Below are 20,641 nucleotides of genomic sequence, written 5' to 3'. Positions count from 1 at the left end.
GCACAGTGTCGCGCAGCGACGCCATGAGGGGCGGTGTCCGGGAGACGGGTGAGCGTACGGCTGGCGTCGCGCCGCAGGTAGGAGTGCACTCCCGCTGGCCGGGCCTGATCGCGGCCTATCGCGACCGGCTCGCCGGCGCGGCGGACTGGGAGCCGGTCACCCTGTACGAGGGCGGCACGCCGCTGGTGCCCGCGCCGCACCTGTCCGAGCTGACCGGGTGCGAGGTGTATCTGAAGGTCGAGGGCTTGAACCCGACCGGCTCGTTCAAGGACCGCGGCATGACCATGGCGATGACCGACGCCAAGTATCGCGGGCAGCGCGCAGTCTTGTGCGCGTCCACCGGCAACACCTCGGCATCGGCCGCGGCGTATGCCACTCGTGCGGGGATGAGCTGCGCCGTGCTGATCCCGCAGGGCAAGATCGCGATGGGCAAGCTGGCCCAGGCCGTCATGCTCGGCGCGAAGATCATCCAAATACAGGGCAATTTCGATGACTGTCTGGAGCTCGCGCGCAAGGTCACCGCGGACTTCCCCAGCATCGGCCTGGTGAACTCGGTGAACCCGGCACGCATCGAGGGCCAGAAGACCGCGTCCTTCGAGATCTGCGACGTGCTCGGCAAGGCGCCGGACGTGCACGCGCTTCCGGTCGGAAACGCGGGCAACATCACCGCGTACTGGCGTGGCTACCGCGAGTACTACGCCGACGGCGTCACCACCCAATTGCCGCGCATGCTCGGTGTGCAGGCGGCCGGTGCCGCGCCACTGGTGAACGGCGCTCCGGTGAAGGACCCGGAAACCATCGCGACGGCTATCCGGATCGGCGCGCCCGCGTCCTGGAACGGCGCGGTGGAGGCCAAGCAGCAGTCCGGCGGCGCGTTCCGCGCCGCCACCGACGAAGAGATCCTCGCGGCCTACCACCTGGTCGCGGCCACCGAGGGCGTGTTCGTCGAGCCCGCGTCGGCCGCCAGCGTGGCGGGCGTGCTCGCCGCACGCAAGGAAGGCTGGCTGGATTCCGGTCTCACCGTGGTGTGCACCGTGACCGGTAACGGACTCAAGGATCCGGATACCGCGTTGTCGGGAATGCCGCAGGTGCAAGCGATTTCGGTAGACCCGGTCGCGGTGGCCGCCGAACTGGAGTTGACCTGAGTTGAATTCGCGCGACAGTCAGCTGATGAGCGCTACGCTGCCCGCCGGTCTCACTGTGACCGCGCGGGTCCCCGCGTCCAGCGCGAACCTCGGTCCCGGGTTCGATTCGCTGGGTGTGGCATTGGGGATCTACGACGAGATCGAGGTGCGCACAACCGATTCCGGGCTCGCTATTCGGGTCGAGGGCGAGAGCGCCGACGATGTGCCATGGGGCCCTTCGCATCTCGTGGTCCGCGCGATCGAACGCGGTCTGGAGGCCGCCGGGGTGTGGGCCGATGGTCTCGATGTGGTGTGCCGCAACGTGATTCCACACTCTCGTGGCCTGGGTTCGTCGGCTTCCGCGGTGGTCGGCGGCCTGGCCGCGGGGTGCGCTCTCGCGGCGAAACTGGACCCGGAACTGGCCCTCTCGGCCGATCGATTGGTGCAGCTCGCCTCGGAGTTCGAGGGTCACCCGGACAACGCGGCGGCCAGCGTCCTCGGTGGGATCGTGGTGTCCTGGACCGAGTCGGATCGCGCCGCGGACCGCGGGAGCGAGGGTGCTCCGGTGGCCGAGTACCAGGGCCGTGTCTACCGTGCCGTCCGCCTCGAGCCGCATCCCGCGTTGCGTCCGGTCGTGCTGATCCCGGAGGAGCGCTCATCCACCGCGCACACTCGTGGCCTGTTGCCCGAGGTCGTGCCGCACGGCGACGCCGCGTTCAACGTCAGCCGCGCCGCGCTCGCGGTGGTGGCGCTGACCCAGCGCCCCGACCTACTGATGCCCGCTACCGCCGACCGCCTGCATCAGGCCCAGCGGGCTCCGGCGCTACCCCTGACCACCACCTGGATCGCCCGCCTGCGGGCGGCGGGGATCGCCGCGACCGTTTCCGGCGCGGGTCCGACCGTGCTGGTCCTCGGTACCAGCGAATTCCCTGCAGAACTGCGCGAACTCGCGGCCGCGGAAGGGCTGCGCGTGGTCGAGCCCGGACTCGCCGAGGGCGTCCAGGTCGACTGACGGCGCGTCCGCCTTGCCGATATTCGCAATGGGCAGCTATCCTGAGCGGGTCCGTACATCGTGCGCAATCAGACGCCGGTGCTTCATCAGGGCAATCGCTCCAGCAGGCTCCAGGCTCGAGCCTCCAGGCCATGGGGGTGCTGCGTAGCTGCGCAACTGGAATGATCTCTCCCCACCTTTTCACCATTGGTGGAGAAGCCGCCGGTCCGGCGGGGCAGGTGATACGGCACAGAGCGCCCGGACGGACGCATCCGAGTCCGGCAGAATGCCCGGGCTGCGGGACGAACCCTCGAAACAGCACACGGCAATCGAGGGAAGGAAAGGATATCCGTGACAGATACGGACCTGCTCGCGACACCCGGGGTGGAATCCAACCCGACGGGCGACCGCGAAAGTGAATCCGGACAGATTTCGACAATGAGCGAAAAAACCGACGTCGCACGATCGGGGCTGACTGGAATGTTGTTGCCGCAGTTGCGCGCGCTGGCGGGGGAGCTCGGTATCCGAGGAACCTCCGGAATGCGCAAGGGCGATTTGATCGCCGCTATCAAGGAAAACCAAGCCGGAAAACCGGCGAAGGCGGAAAAGCCCGCCAAGGGCGAGGTCGTGTCCACGGTTACCGCCACCAACGATGCCCCCGCCCCGTCGGCGGCTCCCAAGTCGGCGTCGGCCAAGGCCGAGCAGGTGACCCTCGACGTGACGTCCTCGGCTGCGGCCGGGGGTAGCGCGGCTTCCGCACCGGCGAAGGCGACTCCCGCCGAGTCCGCGCCTGCGGCCACGACCGCGAACGCCACCGACCAGGCGTCTGCCGCAACCGACACCGCCGAGGATTCCGGCCGCGAGGGCGGCCAGCGTGGTCGCGGTCGGCAGCGTCGTGGGCGTGACCAGGCGCGATCCGGCGGCGAGACCGCGACGGTCGAGACGCGTGGTGACGAGTCGAAGCAGGACGCCGAACAGGGCGGCGAGCGCCGTCGGGAACGCAACCAGGGCGACCGCGGTCAGGGTGAGCGCAACCAGAACCAGAACGGCAATCGTGGCGGGGAAGGTCGTGGCGGGGAAGGTCGTGGCGGGGACAGCCGTGGCGGCGATGGTCGTGGTGGCGATGGTCGTGGCGGGGACAGCCGTGGCGGCGACGAGGAAGAGGGCGGTCGCGGTCGTCGCGGACGCCGTTTCCGTGAGCGTCGTCGTGGCCGTGATCGCGAGGGCGGCGGCGGTGGCGGCGAAGCCCGCGATCTGGAGATCCGTGACGATGACGTGCTGCAGCCGGTCGCGGGAATCCTCGACGTGCTGGACAACTACGCTTTCGTCCGCACCTCGGGTTACCTGGCCGGACCGAACGACGTCTACGTGTCGATGAACCTGGTGCGGAAGAACGGGCTGCGCCGCGGTGACGCGATCACCGGCGCGGTGCGCGCGCCGCGCGATGGTGAGCAGAGCAACCAGCGACAGAAGTTCGATCCGTTGGTGCGGCTGGACACGGTCAACGGCGGCGATGTCGAGGCGGCCAAGCGTCGTCCCGATTTCAACAAGTTGACCCCCCTGTACCCGAACCAGCGCCTTCGTCTCGAGACCCAGCAGAACAAGCTGACCACCCGGGTGATCGACCTGATCATGCCGATCGGTAAGGGCCAGCGGGCGCTGATCGTTTCGCCGCCCAAGGCGGGTAAGACGACGATCATGCAGGACATCGCGAATGCGATCGCGACCAACGACCCCGAGTGCTATCTCATGGTCGTCCTGGTGGACGAGCGTCCGGAAGAGGTCACCGACATGCAGCGCTCGGTGAAGGGTGAGGTCATCGCCTCGACCTTCGACCGTCCGCCGTCGGACCACACCTCGGTCGCCGAACTCGCCATCGAGCGTGCCAAGCGCCTGGTCGAGATGGGCAAAGATGTTGTGGTGCTGCTCGACTCGATCACTCGCCTGGGTCGCGCGTACAACAACTCCTCGCCCGCTTCGGGCCGAATCCTCTCCGGTGGTGTCGATTCCACTGCCCTGTACCCGCCCAAGCGGTTCCTCGGCGCGGCACGCAATATCGAGAACGGCGGCTCGCTGACGATCATCGCTACCGCGATGGTGGAGACCGGCTCGACCGGTGACACGGTGATCTTCGAGGAGTTCAAGGGAACCGGCAACGCGGAGCTCAAACTGGACCGCAAGATCGCGGAGCGGCGGGTATTCCCCGCGGTGGACGTCAATCCGTCCGGTACCCGTAAAGACGAGCTACTGCTCAGCCCCGACGAGGCCGCGGTGCTGCACAAACTGCGCCGAGTACTGTCGGGTCTGGACTCGCACCAGGCCATCGATCTGTTGATCGACCGGCTCAAGAAGTCCAAGAACAACCTCGAGTTCCTGATGCAGGTGAGCAAGACCGCGCCAGGCGCGCTCGACGAGTAGATTCGCGAGTTGCTTCGCCGAAAGGGCCCCGCGCAGGCGGGGCCCTTTCGGCGTCTGCGGGCTGAAGAACATGCTGCCGATCACGGCCGCGCAGCCGATCAGGAACCCGATGATCACAGTGCAGTTCGAGACCGCGGAGCCGGCGACCGCTTGCACAGGTACCGCGCTCGCGGGCATGGCGGCGCCGGTGGATTCCGGGTGCGCACTCCACCCCACCGCGACAGCGAGAATCAGTAGCACGTACGTCGCGGTCGCGATTCGAGTGATCACAGTGTTCTCCTTTGTGTCGTTCTCCTTTGTGTCCAGGCACGCCGGTGTCGGCCACACCCAGCCAGGGCGGTGCACGCAGCAGTGCACCTCCCCGAGCGGCGGACTGCCCACTCTCAGGGTTCCTGAGCCGACGTCGATTGGCGTGCCCGAAATTCCGGGGGCGGCGAACAGAGGGAGTGTCCGGGCGGGAACAAACCACGCGCCAGGGGCGTTTTGGGAGCGTAACGGCGGTTCTGGCATACTGAACGGTCGTTGCGTCTGCTCAGCTGAGCAGACCTCCCGCCTAGTCGGTTCCGGTTCACGTTCTCGCGATATCGCGCGAGCGACCCGGCGACCACAATTGAGAGGACATCCATGAAGGCAGGAATTCACCCGACGTATGTCGACACCACGGTCGTCTGTGGTTGCGGCAACACCTTCCAGACTCGCAGCACCAAGGAGTCCGGACACATCACGGTCGAGGTCTGCTCGCAGTGCCACCCGTTCTACACCGGCAAGCAGAAGATCCTCGACACCGGTGGTCGCGTGGCTCGCTTCGAGGCGCGCTACGGCAAGCGTGCCGGCAAGAAAGCCGACGCCAAGTAGCTTCCTCGCCGACGCCCGGTCCTGCAGCGCAGGCCGGGCGTCGGTGTTTTGTATGGACAGGTACCAGGAGAAGGAAGCACCGTGACGCAACCGTCCGCCATCGACGACATTCTGGCCGAGTACGCCGGCCTGGAGATGCAGTTGGCCGATCCGTCGCTGCACAACGATGCGGGCGCCGCACGTCGGGTCGGCAAGCGCTTCGCCGAGCTGGCGCCGATCATGTCCACCTACAACAAACTCGCCGCGGCCCGTGACGATCTGTCCGCCGCGCGGGAACTCGCCGCCGACGATTCCGCTTTCGCCGCCGAGGTCCCCGATTTGGCGCGTCAGGTCGACGAGTTGGAGCAGATACTCGCCGACCTGCTCGCCCCGCGGGATCCGCACGACGGCGACGACGTCGTGCTCGAAGTGAAGTCCGGCGAGGGCGGCGAGGAATCCGCGCTGTTCGCCTCCGACCTGGCCCGGATGTATGTGCGCTATGCCGAGCGGCGCGGCTGGAAGGTCGAGATTCTCGATGTCGCCCTGTCCGACCTGGGTGGATACAAAGAGGCGACGCTGTCGATCAAGAGTCGCGACGCCGCCCGCGACGGCGTGTGGTCGAGGTTCAAATTCGAAGGCGGCGTGCACCGGGTGCAGCGTGTCCCGGTGACCGAATCGCAGGGCCGCATCCATACCTCGGCCGCGGGCGTACTCATCTACCCAGAGCCCGACGAGGTCGCCGAGGTGCAGATCGACGAGTCCGATCTGCGCATCGATGTCTACCGTTCCTCCGGCAAAGGCGGCCAGGGTGTCAACACCACGGACTCCGCGGTGCGCATCACCCATCTGCCCACCGGCATCGTGGTGACCTGTCAGAACGAACGCTCCCAACTCCAGAACAAGGCCCGTGCCATGCAGGTGCTCGCGGCCAGGTTGCAGGCGCTCGCCGAGGAACAGGCAGACCAGGAGGCCGCGGCGGGCCGGGCCAGCCAGATCCGCACCGTGGACCGCTCCGAGCGGATCCGCACCTACAACTTCCCGGAGAATCGGATCACCGATCACCGGATCGGCTTCAAGGCGCACAACCTGGACGCCGTGCTCGACGGCGATCTGGACGCGCTGCTGGACGCCCTGGGGAAAGCGGATCGCGAAGCCCGCATGGCGGCGGAATAACCGGGTTTCGGGCAGAGTCGGTGCCATGTCCATGACCCGAGTCGCACTGCGCCCCGCCATCAATGACGCTGTCGAGACATTGACTACGGCGGGGGTGCACAGTCCACGGGCCGACGCCGAGCATTTGGCGGCGCATGTGCTCGGCGTCGAACGCACCAGACTCGCGCTGACCCCGCTCGTGACGTCCGACGAGCTGGCCGAGTACCGCGATCTGGTCGCTCGCCGTGCGCAGCGTATTCCGTTGCAGCACTTGACCGGAACGGCCGCGATGGGCCGGATAGATCTCGCGGTCGGCCCCGGTGTCTTCGTGCCGCGTCCGGAAACCGAGCTGGTGTTCGCGTGGGGGCTTGCACAGCTGGAGGCATTGCCGCACGACCATGCCCCGATCGTGGTCGATCTGTGCACCGGGTCGGGAGCGCTCGCGCTGGCCATCGTGCACGCGCGTCCCGACGCCGACGTGCACGCGATCGAACTCGATCCGGCTGCGCTGGCATGGGCTCGGCGTAACGCCGACGACCGCATCGCGGCCGGCGACACCCCGATCACGCTCCATGCCGACGATGCCACCGATCCCGAACTGCTCACCGACCTGAACGGTCGGGTGGACGTGCTGGTTTCCAATCCGCCCTACGTCCCGAAGGACGCTGTGCTCGACCCCGAAGTGGCCGAGCACGACCCGCGCATCGCCCTGTTCGGCGGTCCGGACGGGCTGGACGTCATCCGCGCGATGATCCCGAACATCGCTCGCCTGCTGCGCCCCGGCGGCCATGTCGCGATCGAGCACGACGACTCCAACGGCTCGGATCTGGCCGCTCTCTTGACCGGATACGGCGCTTTCGCCGACATCGTCGAGCACCCGGATCTCGCGGGTAAACCTCGCTTCGTCGCTGCCACCCGCACCTGAGGTCACCGCACTATTACGGCCTGGATTCTCGGCAAGGCGGTACACCATGCCAGGATGGGTGCCGTGAGTACCGTCTACGACTGCGCGGATTCCGACTCTCGCGCTGCCGGACTGTCTGCAGCCACCAGCGCCCTGAAATCCGGGCGTCTGGTCGTGTTGCCCACCGACACCCTGTACGGCCTGGGCGCCGACGCCTTCGACGCCACCGCGGTCGGGTCGTTACTCGCGGCCAAACGCCGTGGCAGAGACATGCCGGTGCCGGTACTGGTCGGTTCCTGGCACACCATCGACGGCCTGGTTTTCTCGGTACGCCCACAGGCGCGTGAGCTGATTCGTGCGTTTTGGCCCGGTGGCCTGAGTCTTGTTGTGCAGCAAGCTCCTTCGCTGGCGTGGGATCTCGGGGACACGCGCGGGACGGTGATGTTGCGGATGCCGCTGCACCCGGTCGCGCTGGAGCTGTTGCGCGAGGTCGGTCCGCTCGCGGTGTCCAGCGCCAACGTCTCGGGACAGGCGCCGGCACGGACCGCGACCGAGGCTCGCGACCAGCTCGGTGAGCTGGTCGGCGTCTACCTCGACGGCGGCCCCGCCGAGCACGCCGTCGCCTCGACCATTGTCGATCTGACCGCCGACCAGCCGCGGATTCTGCGCGAGGGCGCGGTCTCGGTCGCCGACATCGCGGAGGTGCTCGGCATGTCGCCGGAGGCATTGACCGGTCCTGCGACCCAGCAGCGGCTCGGATGAACGGGCGCAACCGCGGATGATGGGTTCGAGCGCTGTTGTTCCGCTGCGTGAGCTGTTGGTCGTGCTTCTCATCTCCTCGGTGGTGACGTTCCTGGCCACCGGCGGGGTGCGGGTACTGGCGATCGGTTTCGGCGCGGTCGCGGTGCCGCGCGATCGGGACGTGCACGTCAAACCGATTCCTCGAATGGGCGGCGTCGGGATGTATATCGGGGTGGCCGCGGCGGTGCTGTTCGCCCATCAGCTGCCGGCCCTACGCAGCGGGTTCGACTACAAGCCGAACATCCCGATCGCGGTGCTGGTCGCGAGCACGCTGATCGTGCTCGTCGGCATCGTCGACGATCGTTGGGGGCTCGATGCGCTGACGAAGTTCGCCGGGCAGGTGACGGCGGCGGGCGTGATGGCGGTGATGGGACTGGGCTGGTATGTCGTCTACAACCCGTTCAGCAACACCACGGTGGTGTTGGACGGATTGCAGGGTGGGCTTGTCACGGTCGCGGTGACGGTCACCTTGGTCAACGCCATGAATTTCGTCGACGGGCTGGACGGTCTCGCGGCGGGTCTCGGAGTGATCGCGGCGCTCGCGGTGTTCGCCTTCTGCCTCGGATTGATGAACGAGCAGGGCGGTTCGGTCGACACCTACCCTCCTGCGCTGCTCGCCGCGGCGCTCGCGGGCGCCTGCCTCGGATTTCTGCCGCACAATTTCCAGCCGGCCCGGATATTCATGGGCGACTCCGGCTCGATGTTGATCGGCCTGATGCTTGCCGCGGTGTCGACCGGCGCTTCCGGCAGAATCCCGTTGCAGGGCTACGGTCCGCGTGACATCGTCGGTCTGCTGTCGCCGCTGCTGCTGGTCGGTGCGGTGATGTTCATTCCGGTGCTCGATCTGCTGCTGGCCATTGTGCGCCGGGTGCGCGCAGGGGTGAGTTTCTCGACTCCGGACAAAATGCACTTGCATCACCGCTTGTTGCAGATCGGACATTCACACCGTCGCGTCGTGCTGCTGATCTATTTGTGGGTCGGGGTATTGGCGTTCGGTGCGGTGGGCACCTCGCTGATGGACCGTAGGCTGGTTGTCCTGCTGATGGCGGGCGGGTTGGTCTTCGCCTTGGTGATCACCGCGATTCCGGGGCTGCGTCGTGGGGAGCCGGCGGGCGGCCGGACGCCGTCCGGGTAAAGTCGGCGGCCGTGAGCCCTACTCCCACCCCCGTCCCCGGTCCCGACGCGCCGCTGCGAGCGGCCCTGCGCTACGGCCTGATCGGACTGGGCGTGCTGGTGGTCCTGGCTGTGGCGCTCGGCGCAGTGGTTTCGGGGATGCCCGGGGTGTGGGGCGCCCTACTCGGCGCCGCGATCGGCGGCGGGTTCATCCTCACCACCGCCGCTGTCGTCTTGTTCGGCGCGAAACTTCCGCCGAGCACCGCCGGTCTGGTCATGCTGGTCAGTTGGGTCGGCAAGATGCTGGTCGCGCTGGTGGTCGTCGCGATCCTGATGCGGTTCGCGTTCTACGACCGGGTCGTGCTGTTCCTCACGGTGGTCGGGGCTTTGGTGATCGTGCTCGGTGCGGAGACATACGGAGTCCTGCGTCAGAAGGTTCCGTACGTGACAACCACCGAGACCGGGCGCGCGTCGGATACCGGCGAGTAGCGACCCCACCCACCTACACGCTGTCGTAGATAGGTTGGTAAAGTCTTGGTAAGCAGGCAACCAAGCGAGGGGGATCGTCCAGATCCTTCTCGAGGGTCGCTATGCTTACTGCCGTGCCGGGCTCCGAGGGGTTCCGGTTCTGCATGTCGACGATGTCGCCGACACACGTACAGACGCCTGGTGGAACCCAACCGCCGCACAGCTGCTGACGAATTTCGAGCCGACCTGAGTCGACCCAAATTGATCGTCAATGTCCGATCGAACCGCGGGAATGACCGTTACCCGCGGCCCGAACACGGGAGAGAACGCTGAGCGTCACCACTCTGGCGGGCGAGTTCCACGCGCCGTCGCTTACCGACTTCTTCCCTCCAGCTGTGCTGTTCGAGGGAACGCCGTTCGAACTCGATCGCTTGATGCTGATCCGCATCGTCATGACGGCGGTCCTGGTCCTGGTCATGGTGTTGGCCTTCCGTTCACCCAAGATCGTTCCGCGCGGTCTGCAGAATGTCGCCGAAACCGGCCTGGTCTTTGTCAAGGAGCAGATCTGCGAGGAGGTATTGGGCAAGGAAACGGGCCGCAAGTTCCTCCCGCTGATCGCGTCGATCTTCTTCACGGTCCTTTTTCTGAACTTCTCCGGCGTCATCCCGGGGTTGAACATCTCGTCGAATGCCCGAATCGGCATGCCGCTGGTGCTCGCCGTCATCGCGTACCTGGCGTTCAATTACGTCGGTATCCGCAAGTACGGATTCCTCACCTACATGCGCAGCAGCATCGTCGTTCCGAATGTTCCCCCCGCACTGCACGTATTGCTGATTCCGATCGAGTTCGTCTCGACCTTCATCCTGCGCCCGTTCACGCTGACCGTCCGACTCATGGCGAACATGCTCGCCGGGCACATCATGCTGGTGCTGTTCTTCAGCGCGACCTGGTTCTTCCTCTTCGACGCCGCCGCATGGATGAAGGTGTTCTCGCCGTTCTCGCTGCTCGCGGGGCTCGGATTCACGCTGTTCGAGCTGTTGGTCATCTTCCTGCAGGCCTATGTGTTTGCGCTGCTGACCGCCGTCTACATCGGACTCGCGCAGCACGCGGACGATCACTGACCTGACCGACACAACTACCGGAAAACTGCTACACCTCGCCGACCGGCGGGTGAGCAACAGAAAGGGAATGGAAGACTCATGAGCCTCGCTTACCTGGCCCAGGAAGCCGCGACGACCCCCGACAAGTTCAAGGGTTTCGGTGCCATCGGCTACGGTCTCGCCGCGATCGGCCCCGGTATCGGCGTCGGCATCGTCGTCGGGAAGGCGATCGAGGGCATCGCTCGTCAGCCTGAGCTGCAGGGCACGATCCGGACCAACATGTTCCTCGGTATCGCGTTCACCGAGGCGCTCGCCCTGATCGGCCTCGTCGCCGGCTTCATTTTCTGATTCCGATGTACGAGTCGGTTTTGCTCGCGGCGGAGGGAGAGGAAGTGAATCCTCTCATCCCCGAAACGTATGACATCGTCTGGTCGGTCGTCTGCGTCGTCATCATCGGGATCCTGTTCTACAAGTACGTGATCCCGCGCCTGATGAAGACGCTCGATGAGCGTTCCGACAAGATCGAGGGCGGCATTGCTCGCGCCGAGGCCGCGCAGGAAGAAGCTCAGCTCACCCTGCAGCAGTACCAGCAGCAGCTCGCCGAGGCCCGGCTCGAGGCCGCACGCATCCGAGAGGACGCACGCACCCAGGGCCAGGAAATCCTCGCGCAGATGCGCACGGACGCCCAGGCCGAGGCCGACCGCATCGTCGCGGCGGGCCACACCCAGCTGGAAGCCCAGCGCCAGCAGATCCTGACCGAGCTGCGCTCCGAGGTCGGCCGCACGGCCGTCGATCTGGCCGAAAAGATTATCGGACAGTCGGTTTCGGACGAAGCCAAGCAGGCGGCATCGATCGAGCGGTTCCTGACCGAACTCGACGAGACCGATGCGGGCATCGGGGTCGGAAGGTAACCATGTCTGAACGGGTCAGCGGCCGGAGGCGGCAGCGGAGCATAACTACGCAGGCCGCCCCGGTCAGGCAGGGGCCAACACAGTGAAAGTGAGAAGCATGTACGCAGCGAGCCGCGAGGCCGGCTCCCGGTCGCGGGAGGCGCTTCGGGCCGCTCTGACCGGAAGCGACAGTGTTGCGGCCACGACGGGGTCGGAACTGTTCGCCGTTGTCGCCGTGCTGGACGACCAGCGTTCGCTGCGTGTGGCGCTCGCGGACGTGTCGGTGCCGGGTTCTGCCCGTGCGGAGCTCAGCGAGCGGGTCTTCGGCGGCAAGGTCAGCGCTGCCACGCTGGCGGTGCTGACCACCGCGGTGGCCCAGGACTGGTCGCGCACCCCCGACCTGGTCGAGATCTTGGTGCTACTCGGCCAGGAGGCGTTGCTGGAATCGGCGGCCGTCAGCGGACGGCTCGACGCGGTCGAGGACGAGCTGTTCCGGCTCGGCCGGATCATCAGCGACAACCCCGAGTTGGAGCAGGCACTGTCGGATCGGGCCAAGGCGGCCGCGGCGAAACGCGATCTCATCGCCCGCCTGCTGACGGGCAAGACGGAGCCCATCACCCTGACCCTGGCGGAGCAGGTGGTGACCAGGCAGCAGTCGAGCATCGGCGCCGCCTTCGACGAGCTGGCCGACCTGGCCGCGGGTCGTCGCGATCAGATCGTCGCGCATGTGCGCGCCGCGATCGCGCTCACCCAGCAGCAGCGCAACCGGCTGGCCACCTCGCTGCAGCGTATTTACGGCAGGGCGACCACGGTGCACATCCAGGTCGACCCGAGTTTGCTGAGCGGACTCGTCGTACGCGTCGGGGACGATGTGATCGACGGCAGCGCAATCGGCCGACTGGAAAAGCTGCGCCGGGCCCTGACCTAGCGCGCTAACACCACCCCCGACATTCCAGACCCAGACAGCGAGAGCAGGAAGAACATGGCGGAGCTGACGATCTCCTCCGACGAGATCCGTAGCGCGATCGAGAGCTACACCCAGAGCTACACCCCCGAGACCTCCATCGAAGAAGTCGGTGTGGTCACCGACACCAGCGACGGCATCGCGCACGTCAGCGGTCTGCCGTCGGCGATGGCCAACGAGCTGCTCGAGTTCCCGGGTGGCGTGCTCGGCGTCGCGCTGAACCTCGAGGACCGCGCGATCGGTGCGGTCATCCTCGGTGAGTTCGCCGAGATCGAGGAGGGTCAGCAGGTCCGCCGGACCGGTGACGTGCTCTCGGTGCCGGTCGGCGACAAGTTCCTCGGCCGCGTCGTGAACCCGCTCGGCCAGCCGATCGACGGCCTCGGCGCGATCGAGGCCGACGAGCAGCGTGTGTTGGAGTTGCAGGCCGCGACGGTGCTGGAGCGCCAGCCGGTCGAGGAGCCGATGGCCACCGGCATCACCGCCATCGACGCGCTGACCGCGATCGGCCGTGGCCAGCGTCAGTTGATCATCGGCGACCGCAAGACCGGCAAGACCGCGGTCTGCATCGACGCGATCCTGGCGCAGAAGGCGAACTGGGAGTCGGGCGACCCGAAGAAGCAGATGCGCTGCATCTACGTCGCCATCGGCCAGAAGGGTTCGACCATCGCGGGCGTCAAGACCGCGCTGGAGGCGCACGGTGCGATGGAGTACACCACCATCGTCGCGGCCCCTGCCTCGGACTCCGCCGGTTTCAAGTGGCTGGCGCCCTACACCGGTTCGGCTCTCGGTCAGCACTGGATGTACCAGGGCAAGCACGTCCTCATCGTGTTCGACGACTTGACCAAGCAGGCCGAGGCCTACCGCGCCATCTCGCTGCTGCTGCGTCGTCCGCCGGGCCGTGAGGCGTACCCGGGTGACGTCTTCTACCTGCACTCCCGTCTGCTCGAGCGTTGCGCGAAGCTGTCCGACGAGATGGGCGCCGGCTCGATGACCGGTCTGCCGATCATCGAGACCAAGGCCAACGACATCTCGGCGTTCATTCCGACCAACGTCATCTCCATCACCGATGGCCAGGTCTTCCTCGAGTCCGACCTGTTCAACAAGGGCGTCCGCCCGGCGATCAACGTCGGCACCTCGGTCTCCCGTGTCGGTGGCGCGGCCCAGACCAAGGGCATGAAGAAGGTGGCGGGCTCGCTGCGTCTGGAAATGGCGCAATACCGCGAGCTGGAGGCATTCTCCGCCTTCGCCTCCGACCTCGACGCGGCGTCGCTGGCGCAGCTCGAGCGCGGCGCCCGCTGGGTGGAACTGCTCAAGCAGGACCAGTACTCGCCGGTGCCGGTCGAGGACCAGATCGTCTCGATCTACCTGGTCGACGGCGGCTACTTCGACTCGGTTCCGGTCGCCGATATCCGCCGCTTCAACGCTGAGTTGCTGGAGGATCTGCACCGCACCGCCGCCGACGCCTTCAAGGCCATCGCGGGCGGCAAGGTGCTCGACGGCGACGCGGCCGACGCGATCAAGGCAGGCACCGAGAAGTTCAAGCAGGGCTTCCTCGCCTCCGACGGCAGCCGTGTGGTGAACGAAGAAGAAGCCGGTGAACTCGACCACGAAGAGGTCGAGTCGCTGTCGGTCACCCGCAAGCACGTCGAGAAGTAACGCGGGTCTGCGATGTGCTATTCGATCCCGCCTACCGCCGCGAATGAAGGGAGTGTGAACCGCTGATGGCAAGTTTGCGTGAATTGCGCTCCCGTATTCGTGGTGTGAATTCGATCAAGAAGATCACCAAGGCCCAAGAGCTGATCGCGACCTCGCGCATCTCGAAGGCTCAGGCCAGGGTTGCGGCGGCCAAGCCGTACGCGGAGGAGATCACCAAGGTCCTCAGTGAGCTCGCGGGTGCGTCGAAGAATCTTTCGCACCCGCTGCTGACCGAGCGTCCCAATCCTCGCCGTGCCGCCGTCCTGGTGATCACCAGTGACAGCGGCATGTGTGGCGGCTACAACTCGAACGTGTTCAAACGCGCGGAAGAGCTGATGACCACCCTGCGTGACGAGGGCAAGGATCCGGTGCTGTACGTCATGGGCAACAAAGGCCTGACGTACTACACCTTCCGCAACCGCCCGTTCGTGTCCGCGTGGACCGGGTTCTCGCAGCAGCCGAAGTACACCGACGCTTCGGCGGCCTGCCACCATCTCGTCGACGCGTTCATGGCCGGCGCCGACGGTTCGGTGGCCGCCCCGGACGGGACGGGCGACATCGCCGGTGTCGACGAACTGCACGTCGTGTACACCCGGTTCGTGTCGATGCTGACCCAGGTCCCTGAGGTGCGCCGGCTCGCGCCGATCCAGGTGAGTTTCGTCGACGAGAAGTTCGATCTGGGCGAGGACAGCCTCTCGGATTCCACGACCGCGGATGTGCACGCACAGTACGAATTCGAGCCCGACGCCGATGTACTGCTGGCGGCGCTGCTGCCGAAGTACGTCAACACGCGTATCTACGCGTCGTTGCTCGAGGCAGCGGCATCCGAGTCCGCGGCTCGGCGCACCGCAATGAAGGCGGCCACCGATAACGCCAACGAACTGGCCAGTGTGCTCACCCGCCAGGCGAACTCGGTACGTCAGGCCCAGATCACGCAGGAAATCAGCGAAATCGTCGGCGGCGTGAACGCGCTGGCGTCGAGCTCGGACCGAGACTGAGCGGCCCCGGCATGAGAGACGGGCCCGGAGGCGGAAGCGTGCGTGACCACGAAGGGCCCCGCGAATGCCGTGATGGACACGGCATGAGAGACGGGCCCGGAGGCGGAAGCGTGCGTAGCCACGAAGGGCACCGCGAACCCCGTCAAGAACACGGCCTGAGGCACGGGGCCGGATGCGGAAGCGTGCGAAACCACGAAGGCCCCCCGAAGGCCGCACATCGACACGGAGAGAACCAACACCAATGACCGCAGCTGTCACTCAAGACAACACGAACCGGACCGGCGCCGCCGCGGGCCGCGTCGTCCGGGTCATCGGCCCCGTCGTGGACGTCGAGTTCCCGCGCGGAGCCATCCCTGAGCTGTTCAACGCTCTGCACGCCGAGATCACGCTGACCTCGGTGGCCAAAACCCTGACCCTCGAGGTCGCCCAGCACCTCGGTGACAACATCGTGCGCACCATCTCGATGCAGCCGACCGACGGCCTGGTCCGTGGCGCCACCGTGACCGACACCGGCAAGCCGATCTCGGTGCCGGTCGGTGACGTCGTCAAGGGTCACGTCTTCAACGCGCTCGGCGACTGCCTGGACACTCCCGGCCTCGGTCGCGACGGCGAGCAGTGGGGCATCCACCGCAAGCCGCCGTCATTCGACCAGCTCGAGGGCAAGACCGAGATCCTGGAGACAGGTATCAAGGTTATCGATCTGCTCACCCCATACGTGAAGGGCGGCAAGATCGGTCTGTTCGGTGGCGCCGGTGTCGGCAAGACCGTTCTGATCCAGGAGATGATCACCCGCATCGCGAGGGAGTTCTCCGGCACCTCCGTGTTCGCCGGTGTCGGCGAGCGCACGCGTGAGGGCACCGACCTTCGGCTGGAAATGGAGGAAATGGGCGTCCTGCCGGACACCGCCCTCGTCTTCGGCCAGATGGACGAGCCGCCGGGCACCCGTATGCGTGTCGCTCTCTCGGCCCTCACCATGGCCGAGTACTTCCGCGACGTGCAGCACCAGGACGTGCTGCTGTTCATCGACAACATCTTCCGGTTCACCCAGGCCGGCTCCGAGGTGTCGACCCTGCTCGGCCGGATGCCCTCGGCCGTCGGTTACCAGCCGACGCTGGCCGATGAAATGGGTGAGCTGCAGGAGCGCATCACCTCGACCCGCGGTCGGTCGATCACCTCGCTGCAGGCCATCTACGTGCCCGCCGACGACTACACCGACCCGGCCCCGGCGACCACCTTCGCGCACCTCGATGCGACGACCGAGCTCTCCCGCCCGATTTCGCAGAAGGGTATCTACCCGGCTGTCGACCCGCTGACCTCGACCTCCCGCATCCTGGAAGCCTCGATCGTCGGCGAGCGACACTTCCGCGTGGCCAACGAGGTGAAGCGGATCCTGCAGAAGTACAAGGAACTGCAGGACATCATCGCCATCCTCGGTATGGACGAGTTGTCGGAGGAGGACAAGGTCCTCGTCGGCCGTGCCCGTCGTCTGGAGAAGTTCCTCGGCCAGAACTTCATCGTGGCCGAGAAGTTCACCGGCCAGGTGGGTTCGGTCGTGCCGCTGGAGCAGACCATCGACGACTTCGACCGGGTCTGCAAGGGCGAGTTCGACCACTACCCGGAGCAAGCCTTCAACAGCTGCGGTGGTCTCGACGATGTCGAGGCGGCCGCGAAGAAGATCCTCGGAAAGTAGTCACCGATGGCGGAAATGTCAGTTGATCTCGTCGCGGTCGAGCGACTGCTCTGGTCCGGCCAGGCATCGTTCGTCAGCGCGCAGACCACCGAGGGCCAGATCGGCATCATGCCGGGGCACGAGCCCTTGCTCGGCCAGCTGGTCGAAGGGGGCACCGTCGCCATCGTGGACACCGACGGTGAGCGGATCGTCGCCGCGGTGCACGGTGGCTTCTTCTCGGTGACCGCGAACTCGGTCCGGGTGCTGGCCGAGTCCGCGGAGTTCGCCGATGAGGTGGACGTCGAGGCGGCCCGCCGGGTGCTGGCCGACTCCGACGCCAGCGAAGAGCAGCTGAAGGCAGCTCAGGCCCGGGTGCGCGCGGTCGAGCAGACGGCGAAGGCATAAGCAACAACCTGTCATTGAGCACGACGGCTGTCGGCGGTGGAGATCTCTTCACCGCCGACAGCCGCTTTGTAGCCGAGTTCGGCGAGTCCGCCGATCGCGGTATTGCCGGGCACGCGGCCGTCGGACATGGTCGGGCCGTTTGTAAACTCGGGGCCGTGGTTGAATGACCCCGGGGTGTCGACGACACCACGGTGGAACGAAGGGACGAACAGATTGCAGACCGGGATGGTTCTCTTGATCATTCTGGTGCTCACGCTCGTGTTCCTCGCGCTCGCCTCGACCTATCGTCTGATCATGTTGCGTCGCGGCGGAACAGCCGCGATTCTGCGGGTGTTGCCTGCCCGCGGTGGCCAGGGTTGGCGGCACGGACTGATCCGTTACGACGAGGACCGGCTCGTTTTCTTCAAACTCACCAGCCTCAAACTCGGACCCGATTCGATGATTCGCCGCCAAGGCGTCGAGATAGGTGACCGCCGCGGACCGCGCGGCGACGAATACGACATCATGACCGACGACATCGCGGTGATCGCTGTGTCGGATCGCACAGGTGGCTTCGAGTTGGCCCTCGATCGCGACTCGTTGACCGCGTTTCTCTCCTGGGTGGAATCCCGCCCTTCTGACCGGACCCGCCGGATGCCAGGTCTCTGAACGCATAAGGTTGTCCTGTGAGCGTGCATCTGACGCGGATCTATACGCGGACCGGCGATGACGGGACAACGGGGTTGAGCGACTTCTCCCGGGTCGCCAAAACCGATCAACGGTTGGTCGCGTACGCGGACTGCGATGAGACGAACGCGGCCATCGGTGTCGCGATCGCACTCGGGCAACCGGGGGAGACGATGCTCGCGGTGCTTCGTCGGGTCCAGAACGATCTGTTCGACGCAGGCGCGGACCTGTCCACACCGATAGTGACCGCGCCCAAATATCCGCCGCTGCGCGTCACCCAGCCCTACATCGACCGCCTCGAGACTTGGTGTGACGCGTTCAATGCCGAACTGCCTGCGCTGAATTCGTTCATCCTGCCCGGCGGGACGCCGCTCGCGGCCCTGCTGCACACCGCGCGCACCGTTGCCCGCCGCGCGGAACGTTCCGCATGGGCGGCGATCGAAGCACACCCGGAGGACATCAACGTGCTGCCTGCCAAATACCTCAATCGCCTGTCCGACCTGCTGTTCATCCTGAGCCGAGTGGCCAATCCCGGCGGCGATATCCTCTGGAAGCCGGGTGGCGAAGAGCCGAGTGCCTGATCGGGTAGCGCCGCACGCGCGTACAAGCGAAATCACCGGGTATGCCAGGGACATGACGGGATCGCACCGTCCGCCGCAAGACGCCCACCTCGCGGCTCCCACCGATCGACAGAAATGCGGAGAGGCGAGGGGAGTCGTGAAGAGGCGGCACCAGAGTGCGCCGCCGCAACTATCCTTGCACCAACAGTGCGCCGAATACGCGGAGAGGCGGCATGGAACGGTTTTTGGTTACCGGCGGGAATCGACTCGTCGGTGAGGTCACGGTGGGGGGCGCCAAGAACAGCGTCCTCAAGTTGATGGCCGCTGCGTTGCTGGCCGAAGGCACCACCACGATCACGAACTGCCCGGACATCCTCGATGTGCCGCTGATGGCCGACGTGCTGCGCGGCCTCGGTTGTGATGTTGCGATCGACGGCGGGGTGGTCGCCATAACAACCCCCGCCGAACCGAAGTACCACGCGGACTTCCCCGCGGTCACCCAATTCCGCGCATCGGTCTGTGTGCTCGGTCCGCTCATGGCGCGGTGTAAGCGCGCGGTGGTCGCACTGCCCGGCGGTGACGCGATCGGTTCGCGCCCGCTCGACATGCACCAGGCCGGACTGCGACTGCTCGGAGCGACCAGCGAGATCGAGCACGGCTGCGTGGTCGCGCGGGCCGACGAACTGCAAGGCGCCAAGATCCGCCTGGACTTCCCTTCCGTGGGTGCGACCGAGAACATCCTCATGGCCGCGGTCCTCGCCGAGGGCGAGACGGTGATCGACAACGCCGCGCGCGAACCCGACATCGTCGACCTGTGCCACATGCTCGTTCGGATGGGGGCGCGGATCAGTGGCGCCGGCACCTCGGTGCTCACCATCCAAGGCGTCGAGCGGCTCTCACCCACGACCCACCGTGTCATCGGCGACCGCATCGTGGCGGCTACCTGGGGAATTGCCGCAGCGATGACGATGGGCGATGTCCGCGTGACCGGTGTCAACCCCAAGCACCTTTCGCTGGTGCTGGATAAGTTGCGTTCTGCGGGTGCGCGGATCTCGTTCGAACAGGATGGCTTTCGAGTTGTTCAGGCGGAGCGTCCGCGCGCGGTGAACTTCGCGACGCTGCCGTTCCCGGGTTTCCCGACCGACCTCCAGCCGATGGCGATCGGCCTCGCGGCCATCGCCGACGGCACCTCGATGATCACCGAGAACATCTTCGAGGCGCGGTTTCGGTTCGTGGAGGAGATGATCCGGCTCGGCGCCGACGCGCGGACCGATGGGCACCACGCGGTGGTGCGCGGCATTCCGCGACTGTCCAGCGCGCCGGTGTGGTCGTCCGATATCCGGGCGGGCGCCGGTCTTGTGCTCGCCGGTCTGGTCGCGGATGGGACGACCGAGGTGCACGACGTCTTCCACATCGATCGCGGCTACCCGAAGTTTGTCGAGCAGCTGCAGGCATTGGGCGGACAGGTGGTACGGGTCGGCGCCTCGGAGTGATCACGAGTCGACACGGTTGCGTCGCGAGTTTCCACGTGTCGCGGAAAATGGCCTTGACCAGGCGATTTGACATCGTTCACACAGACACGTAACTTTATTCGAGTCAGAGCGACACGGACACCGACCCGGGGCCGAGAAGCTGAGCGGAAACGCTAAGCGAGAGGCTAGGGAAACGAGGTAGGACGAGGAGCGCCTGGCGTTCACACTAGTTCGATCGCGATTCGGATTTGCATCCGGGTTTGCGGCTGGGCTAAGCTGTAAAAGTTGCCTCACCGATCAATCAGATTCAATCTGCGCGATGGTGTGTGCGTGTGTTCTTTGAGAACTCAATAGTGTGTCGATGAATGTCAGTGCCAAATTTTTTTTGGTTCCGGCCTTTCGCTCCCCGTGTGGAGG

Annotated in this window: 21 protein-coding genes; 20 read left to right on the top strand and 1 reads right to left on the bottom strand. The window is 66.1% G+C overall.

The window, feature by feature from the left end; all coding sequences use genetic code 11:
- Positions 1-23 precede the first annotated feature (23 nt).
- The 17 genes from thrC (at position 24) to AB0B25_RS24900 (ending at position 17,526) form a co-directional block, all read left to right on the top strand.
- On the top strand, positions 24-1,145 hold the full coding sequence (gene thrC, locus AB0B25_RS24980) for a threonine synthase (RefSeq protein WP_357184058.1): 1,122 nt from the start codon (positions 24-26) through the stop codon (positions 1,143-1,145).
- Between the two features lie 25 nt (positions 1,146-1,170).
- The gene (gene thrB, locus AB0B25_RS24975) at positions 1,171-2,136 is read left to right on the top strand and encodes a homoserine kinase (RefSeq protein ID WP_357183936.1); all 966 of its coding nucleotides are present in this window, start codon (positions 1,171-1,173) and stop codon (positions 2,134-2,136) included.
- Between the two features lie 417 nt (positions 2,137-2,553).
- Positions 2,554-4,533, top strand: coding sequence for a transcription termination factor Rho (rho, locus tag AB0B25_RS24970; protein ID WP_357183933.1), 1,980 nt, complete (start codon positions 2,554-2,556; stop codon positions 4,531-4,533).
- Between the two features lie 624 nt (positions 4,534-5,157).
- Complete coding sequence (rpmE, locus tag AB0B25_RS24965; RefSeq protein WP_039796334.1) at positions 5,158-5,388, top strand: 50S ribosomal protein L31; 231 nt, start codon at positions 5,158-5,160, stop codon at positions 5,386-5,388.
- An 81-nt stretch (positions 5,389-5,469) separates the two neighbouring features.
- Complete coding sequence (gene prfA / locus AB0B25_RS24960; protein ID WP_357183930.1) at positions 5,470-6,540, top strand: peptide chain release factor 1; 1,071 nt, start codon at positions 5,470-5,472, stop codon at positions 6,538-6,540.
- A 31-nt stretch (positions 6,541-6,571) separates the two neighbouring features.
- Positions 6,572-7,444, top strand: coding sequence for a peptide chain release factor N(5)-glutamine methyltransferase (gene prmC, locus AB0B25_RS24955; RefSeq protein WP_357184055.1), 873 nt, complete (start codon positions 6,572-6,574; stop codon positions 7,442-7,444).
- Positions 7,445-7,507: 63 nt separating this feature from the next.
- Complete coding sequence (locus tag AB0B25_RS24950; RefSeq protein WP_357184052.1) at positions 7,508-8,185, top strand: L-threonylcarbamoyladenylate synthase; 678 nt, start codon at positions 7,508-7,510, stop codon at positions 8,183-8,185.
- A 16-nt stretch (positions 8,186-8,201) separates the two neighbouring features.
- Positions 8,202-9,359 carry an MraY family glycosyltransferase gene (locus tag AB0B25_RS24945; RefSeq protein WP_357183928.1) on the top strand — a complete coding sequence of 386 codons (1,158 nt, stop codon included), beginning with the start codon at positions 8,202-8,204 and terminating at the stop codon, positions 9,357-9,359.
- Positions 9,360-9,370: 11 nt separating this feature from the next.
- A complete protein-coding gene (locus AB0B25_RS24940) occupies positions 9,371-9,826 on the top strand; it encodes a hypothetical protein (protein WP_357183925.1) in 456 nt (151 codons plus the stop codon).
- 374 nt (positions 9,827-10,200) lie between these two features.
- The gene (atpB, locus tag AB0B25_RS24935) at positions 10,201-10,926 is read left to right on the top strand and encodes a F0F1 ATP synthase subunit A (RefSeq protein WP_357183922.1); all 726 of its coding nucleotides are present in this window, start codon (positions 10,201-10,203) and stop codon (positions 10,924-10,926) included.
- A 78-nt stretch (positions 10,927-11,004) separates the two neighbouring features.
- The gene (locus tag AB0B25_RS24930) at positions 11,005-11,253 is read left to right on the top strand and encodes an ATP synthase F0 subunit C (RefSeq protein ID WP_327113151.1); all 249 of its coding nucleotides are present in this window, start codon (positions 11,005-11,007) and stop codon (positions 11,251-11,253) included.
- Positions 11,254-11,258: 5 nt separating this feature from the next.
- The gene (locus AB0B25_RS24925) at positions 11,259-11,816 is read left to right on the top strand and encodes a F0F1 ATP synthase subunit B (RefSeq protein ID WP_357183919.1); all 558 of its coding nucleotides are present in this window, start codon (positions 11,259-11,261) and stop codon (positions 11,814-11,816) included.
- Between the two features lie 97 nt (positions 11,817-11,913).
- Entirely contained in the window at positions 11,914-12,723 is an 810-nt protein-coding gene (locus AB0B25_RS24920; RefSeq protein ID WP_357183917.1) for a F0F1 ATP synthase subunit delta, read from the top strand.
- Positions 12,724-12,777: 54 nt separating this feature from the next.
- On the top strand, positions 12,778-14,415 hold the full coding sequence (gene atpA / locus AB0B25_RS24915) for a F0F1 ATP synthase subunit alpha (protein ID WP_357183914.1): 1,638 nt from the start codon (positions 12,778-12,780) through the stop codon (positions 14,413-14,415).
- 65 nt (positions 14,416-14,480) lie between these two features.
- Positions 14,481-15,452, top strand: a complete 972-nt coding sequence (locus AB0B25_RS24910) for a F0F1 ATP synthase subunit gamma (RefSeq protein ID WP_357183911.1) — start codon at positions 14,481-14,483, stop codon at positions 15,450-15,452.
- A gap of 241 nt (positions 15,453-15,693) precedes the next feature.
- Positions 15,694-17,142 (top strand): F0F1 ATP synthase subunit beta, encoded by a 1,449-nt coding sequence (gene atpD, locus AB0B25_RS24905; protein ID WP_357183908.1) that lies wholly within the window; start codon positions 15,694-15,696, stop codon positions 17,140-17,142.
- A 6-nt stretch (positions 17,143-17,148) separates the two neighbouring features.
- On the top strand, positions 17,149-17,526 hold the full coding sequence (locus tag AB0B25_RS24900; RefSeq protein ID WP_357183905.1) for a F0F1 ATP synthase subunit epsilon: 378 nt from the start codon (positions 17,149-17,151) through the stop codon (positions 17,524-17,526).
- Between the two features lie 11 nt (positions 17,527-17,537).
- Here AB0B25_RS24900 and AB0B25_RS24895 read toward each other — a convergent pair whose 3' ends face one another.
- Entirely contained in the window at positions 17,538-17,780 is a 243-nt protein-coding gene (locus AB0B25_RS24895; protein WP_357183902.1) for a hypothetical protein, read from the bottom strand.
- Here AB0B25_RS24895 and AB0B25_RS24890 point away from each other — a divergent pair.
- The 3 genes from AB0B25_RS24890 (at position 17,752) to murA (ending at position 20,245) form a co-directional block, all read left to right on the top strand.
- Positions 17,752-18,174, top strand: coding sequence for a DUF2550 domain-containing protein (locus AB0B25_RS24890; protein ID WP_357078310.1), 423 nt, complete (start codon positions 17,752-17,754; stop codon positions 18,172-18,174). The genes AB0B25_RS24895 and AB0B25_RS24890 overlap by 29 nt on opposite strands.
- A 17-nt stretch (positions 18,175-18,191) precedes the next feature.
- Positions 18,192-18,773, top strand: coding sequence for a cob(I)yrinic acid a,c-diamide adenosyltransferase (locus AB0B25_RS24885; RefSeq protein WP_357183899.1), 582 nt, complete (start codon positions 18,192-18,194; stop codon positions 18,771-18,773).
- 212 nt (positions 18,774-18,985) lie between these two features.
- Positions 18,986-20,245, top strand: coding sequence for a UDP-N-acetylglucosamine 1-carboxyvinyltransferase (gene murA, locus AB0B25_RS24880; protein ID WP_357183897.1), 1,260 nt, complete (start codon positions 18,986-18,988; stop codon positions 20,243-20,245).
- Positions 20,246-20,641 lie beyond the last annotated feature (396 nt).

Origin of the sequence: Nocardia sp. NPDC049190, assembly GCF_040648115.1 — a bacterium.
Classification (GTDB): Bacteria; Actinomycetota; Actinomycetes; order Mycobacteriales; family Mycobacteriaceae; genus Nocardia.
Note: the sequence above shows the minus strand (reverse complement) of the source record. Positions and strands in the feature narration are given on the sequence as shown.

Coding starts and splice junctions, on each gene's coding strand:
- thrC (WP_357184058.1), top strand. CDS start 24: ATGAGGGGCGGTGTCCGGGAGACGGGTGAGCGTACGGCTGGCGTCGCG.
- thrB (WP_357183936.1), top strand. CDS start 1,171: ATGAGCGCTACGCTGCCCGCCGGTCTCACTGTGACCGCGCGGGTCCCC.
- rho (WP_357183933.1), top strand. CDS start 2,554: ATGAGCGAAAAAACCGACGTCGCACGATCGGGGCTGACTGGAATGTTG.
- rpmE (WP_039796334.1), top strand. CDS start 5,158: ATGAAGGCAGGAATTCACCCGACGTATGTCGACACCACGGTCGTCTGT.
- prmC (WP_357184055.1), top strand. CDS start 6,572: ATGACCCGAGTCGCACTGCGCCCCGCCATCAATGACGCTGTCGAGACA.
- AB0B25_RS24945 (WP_357183928.1), top strand. CDS start 8,202: ATGATGGGTTCGAGCGCTGTTGTTCCGCTGCGTGAGCTGTTGGTCGTG.
- AB0B25_RS24930 (WP_327113151.1), top strand. CDS start 11,005: ATGAGCCTCGCTTACCTGGCCCAGGAAGCCGCGACGACCCCCGACAAG.
- AB0B25_RS24925 (WP_357183919.1), top strand. CDS start 11,259: ATGTACGAGTCGGTTTTGCTCGCGGCGGAGGGAGAGGAAGTGAATCCT.
- AB0B25_RS24920 (WP_357183917.1), top strand. CDS start 11,914: ATGTACGCAGCGAGCCGCGAGGCCGGCTCCCGGTCGCGGGAGGCGCTT.
- atpA (WP_357183914.1), top strand. CDS start 12,778: ATGGCGGAGCTGACGATCTCCTCCGACGAGATCCGTAGCGCGATCGAG.
- AB0B25_RS24910 (WP_357183911.1), top strand. CDS start 14,481: ATGGCAAGTTTGCGTGAATTGCGCTCCCGTATTCGTGGTGTGAATTCG.
- atpD (WP_357183908.1), top strand. CDS start 15,694: ATGACCGCAGCTGTCACTCAAGACAACACGAACCGGACCGGCGCCGCC.
- AB0B25_RS24900 (WP_357183905.1), top strand. CDS start 17,149: ATGGCGGAAATGTCAGTTGATCTCGTCGCGGTCGAGCGACTGCTCTGG.
- AB0B25_RS24890 (WP_357078310.1), top strand. CDS start 17,752: ATGGTTCTCTTGATCATTCTGGTGCTCACGCTCGTGTTCCTCGCGCTC.
- murA (WP_357183897.1), top strand. CDS start 18,986: ATGGAACGGTTTTTGGTTACCGGCGGGAATCGACTCGTCGGTGAGGTC.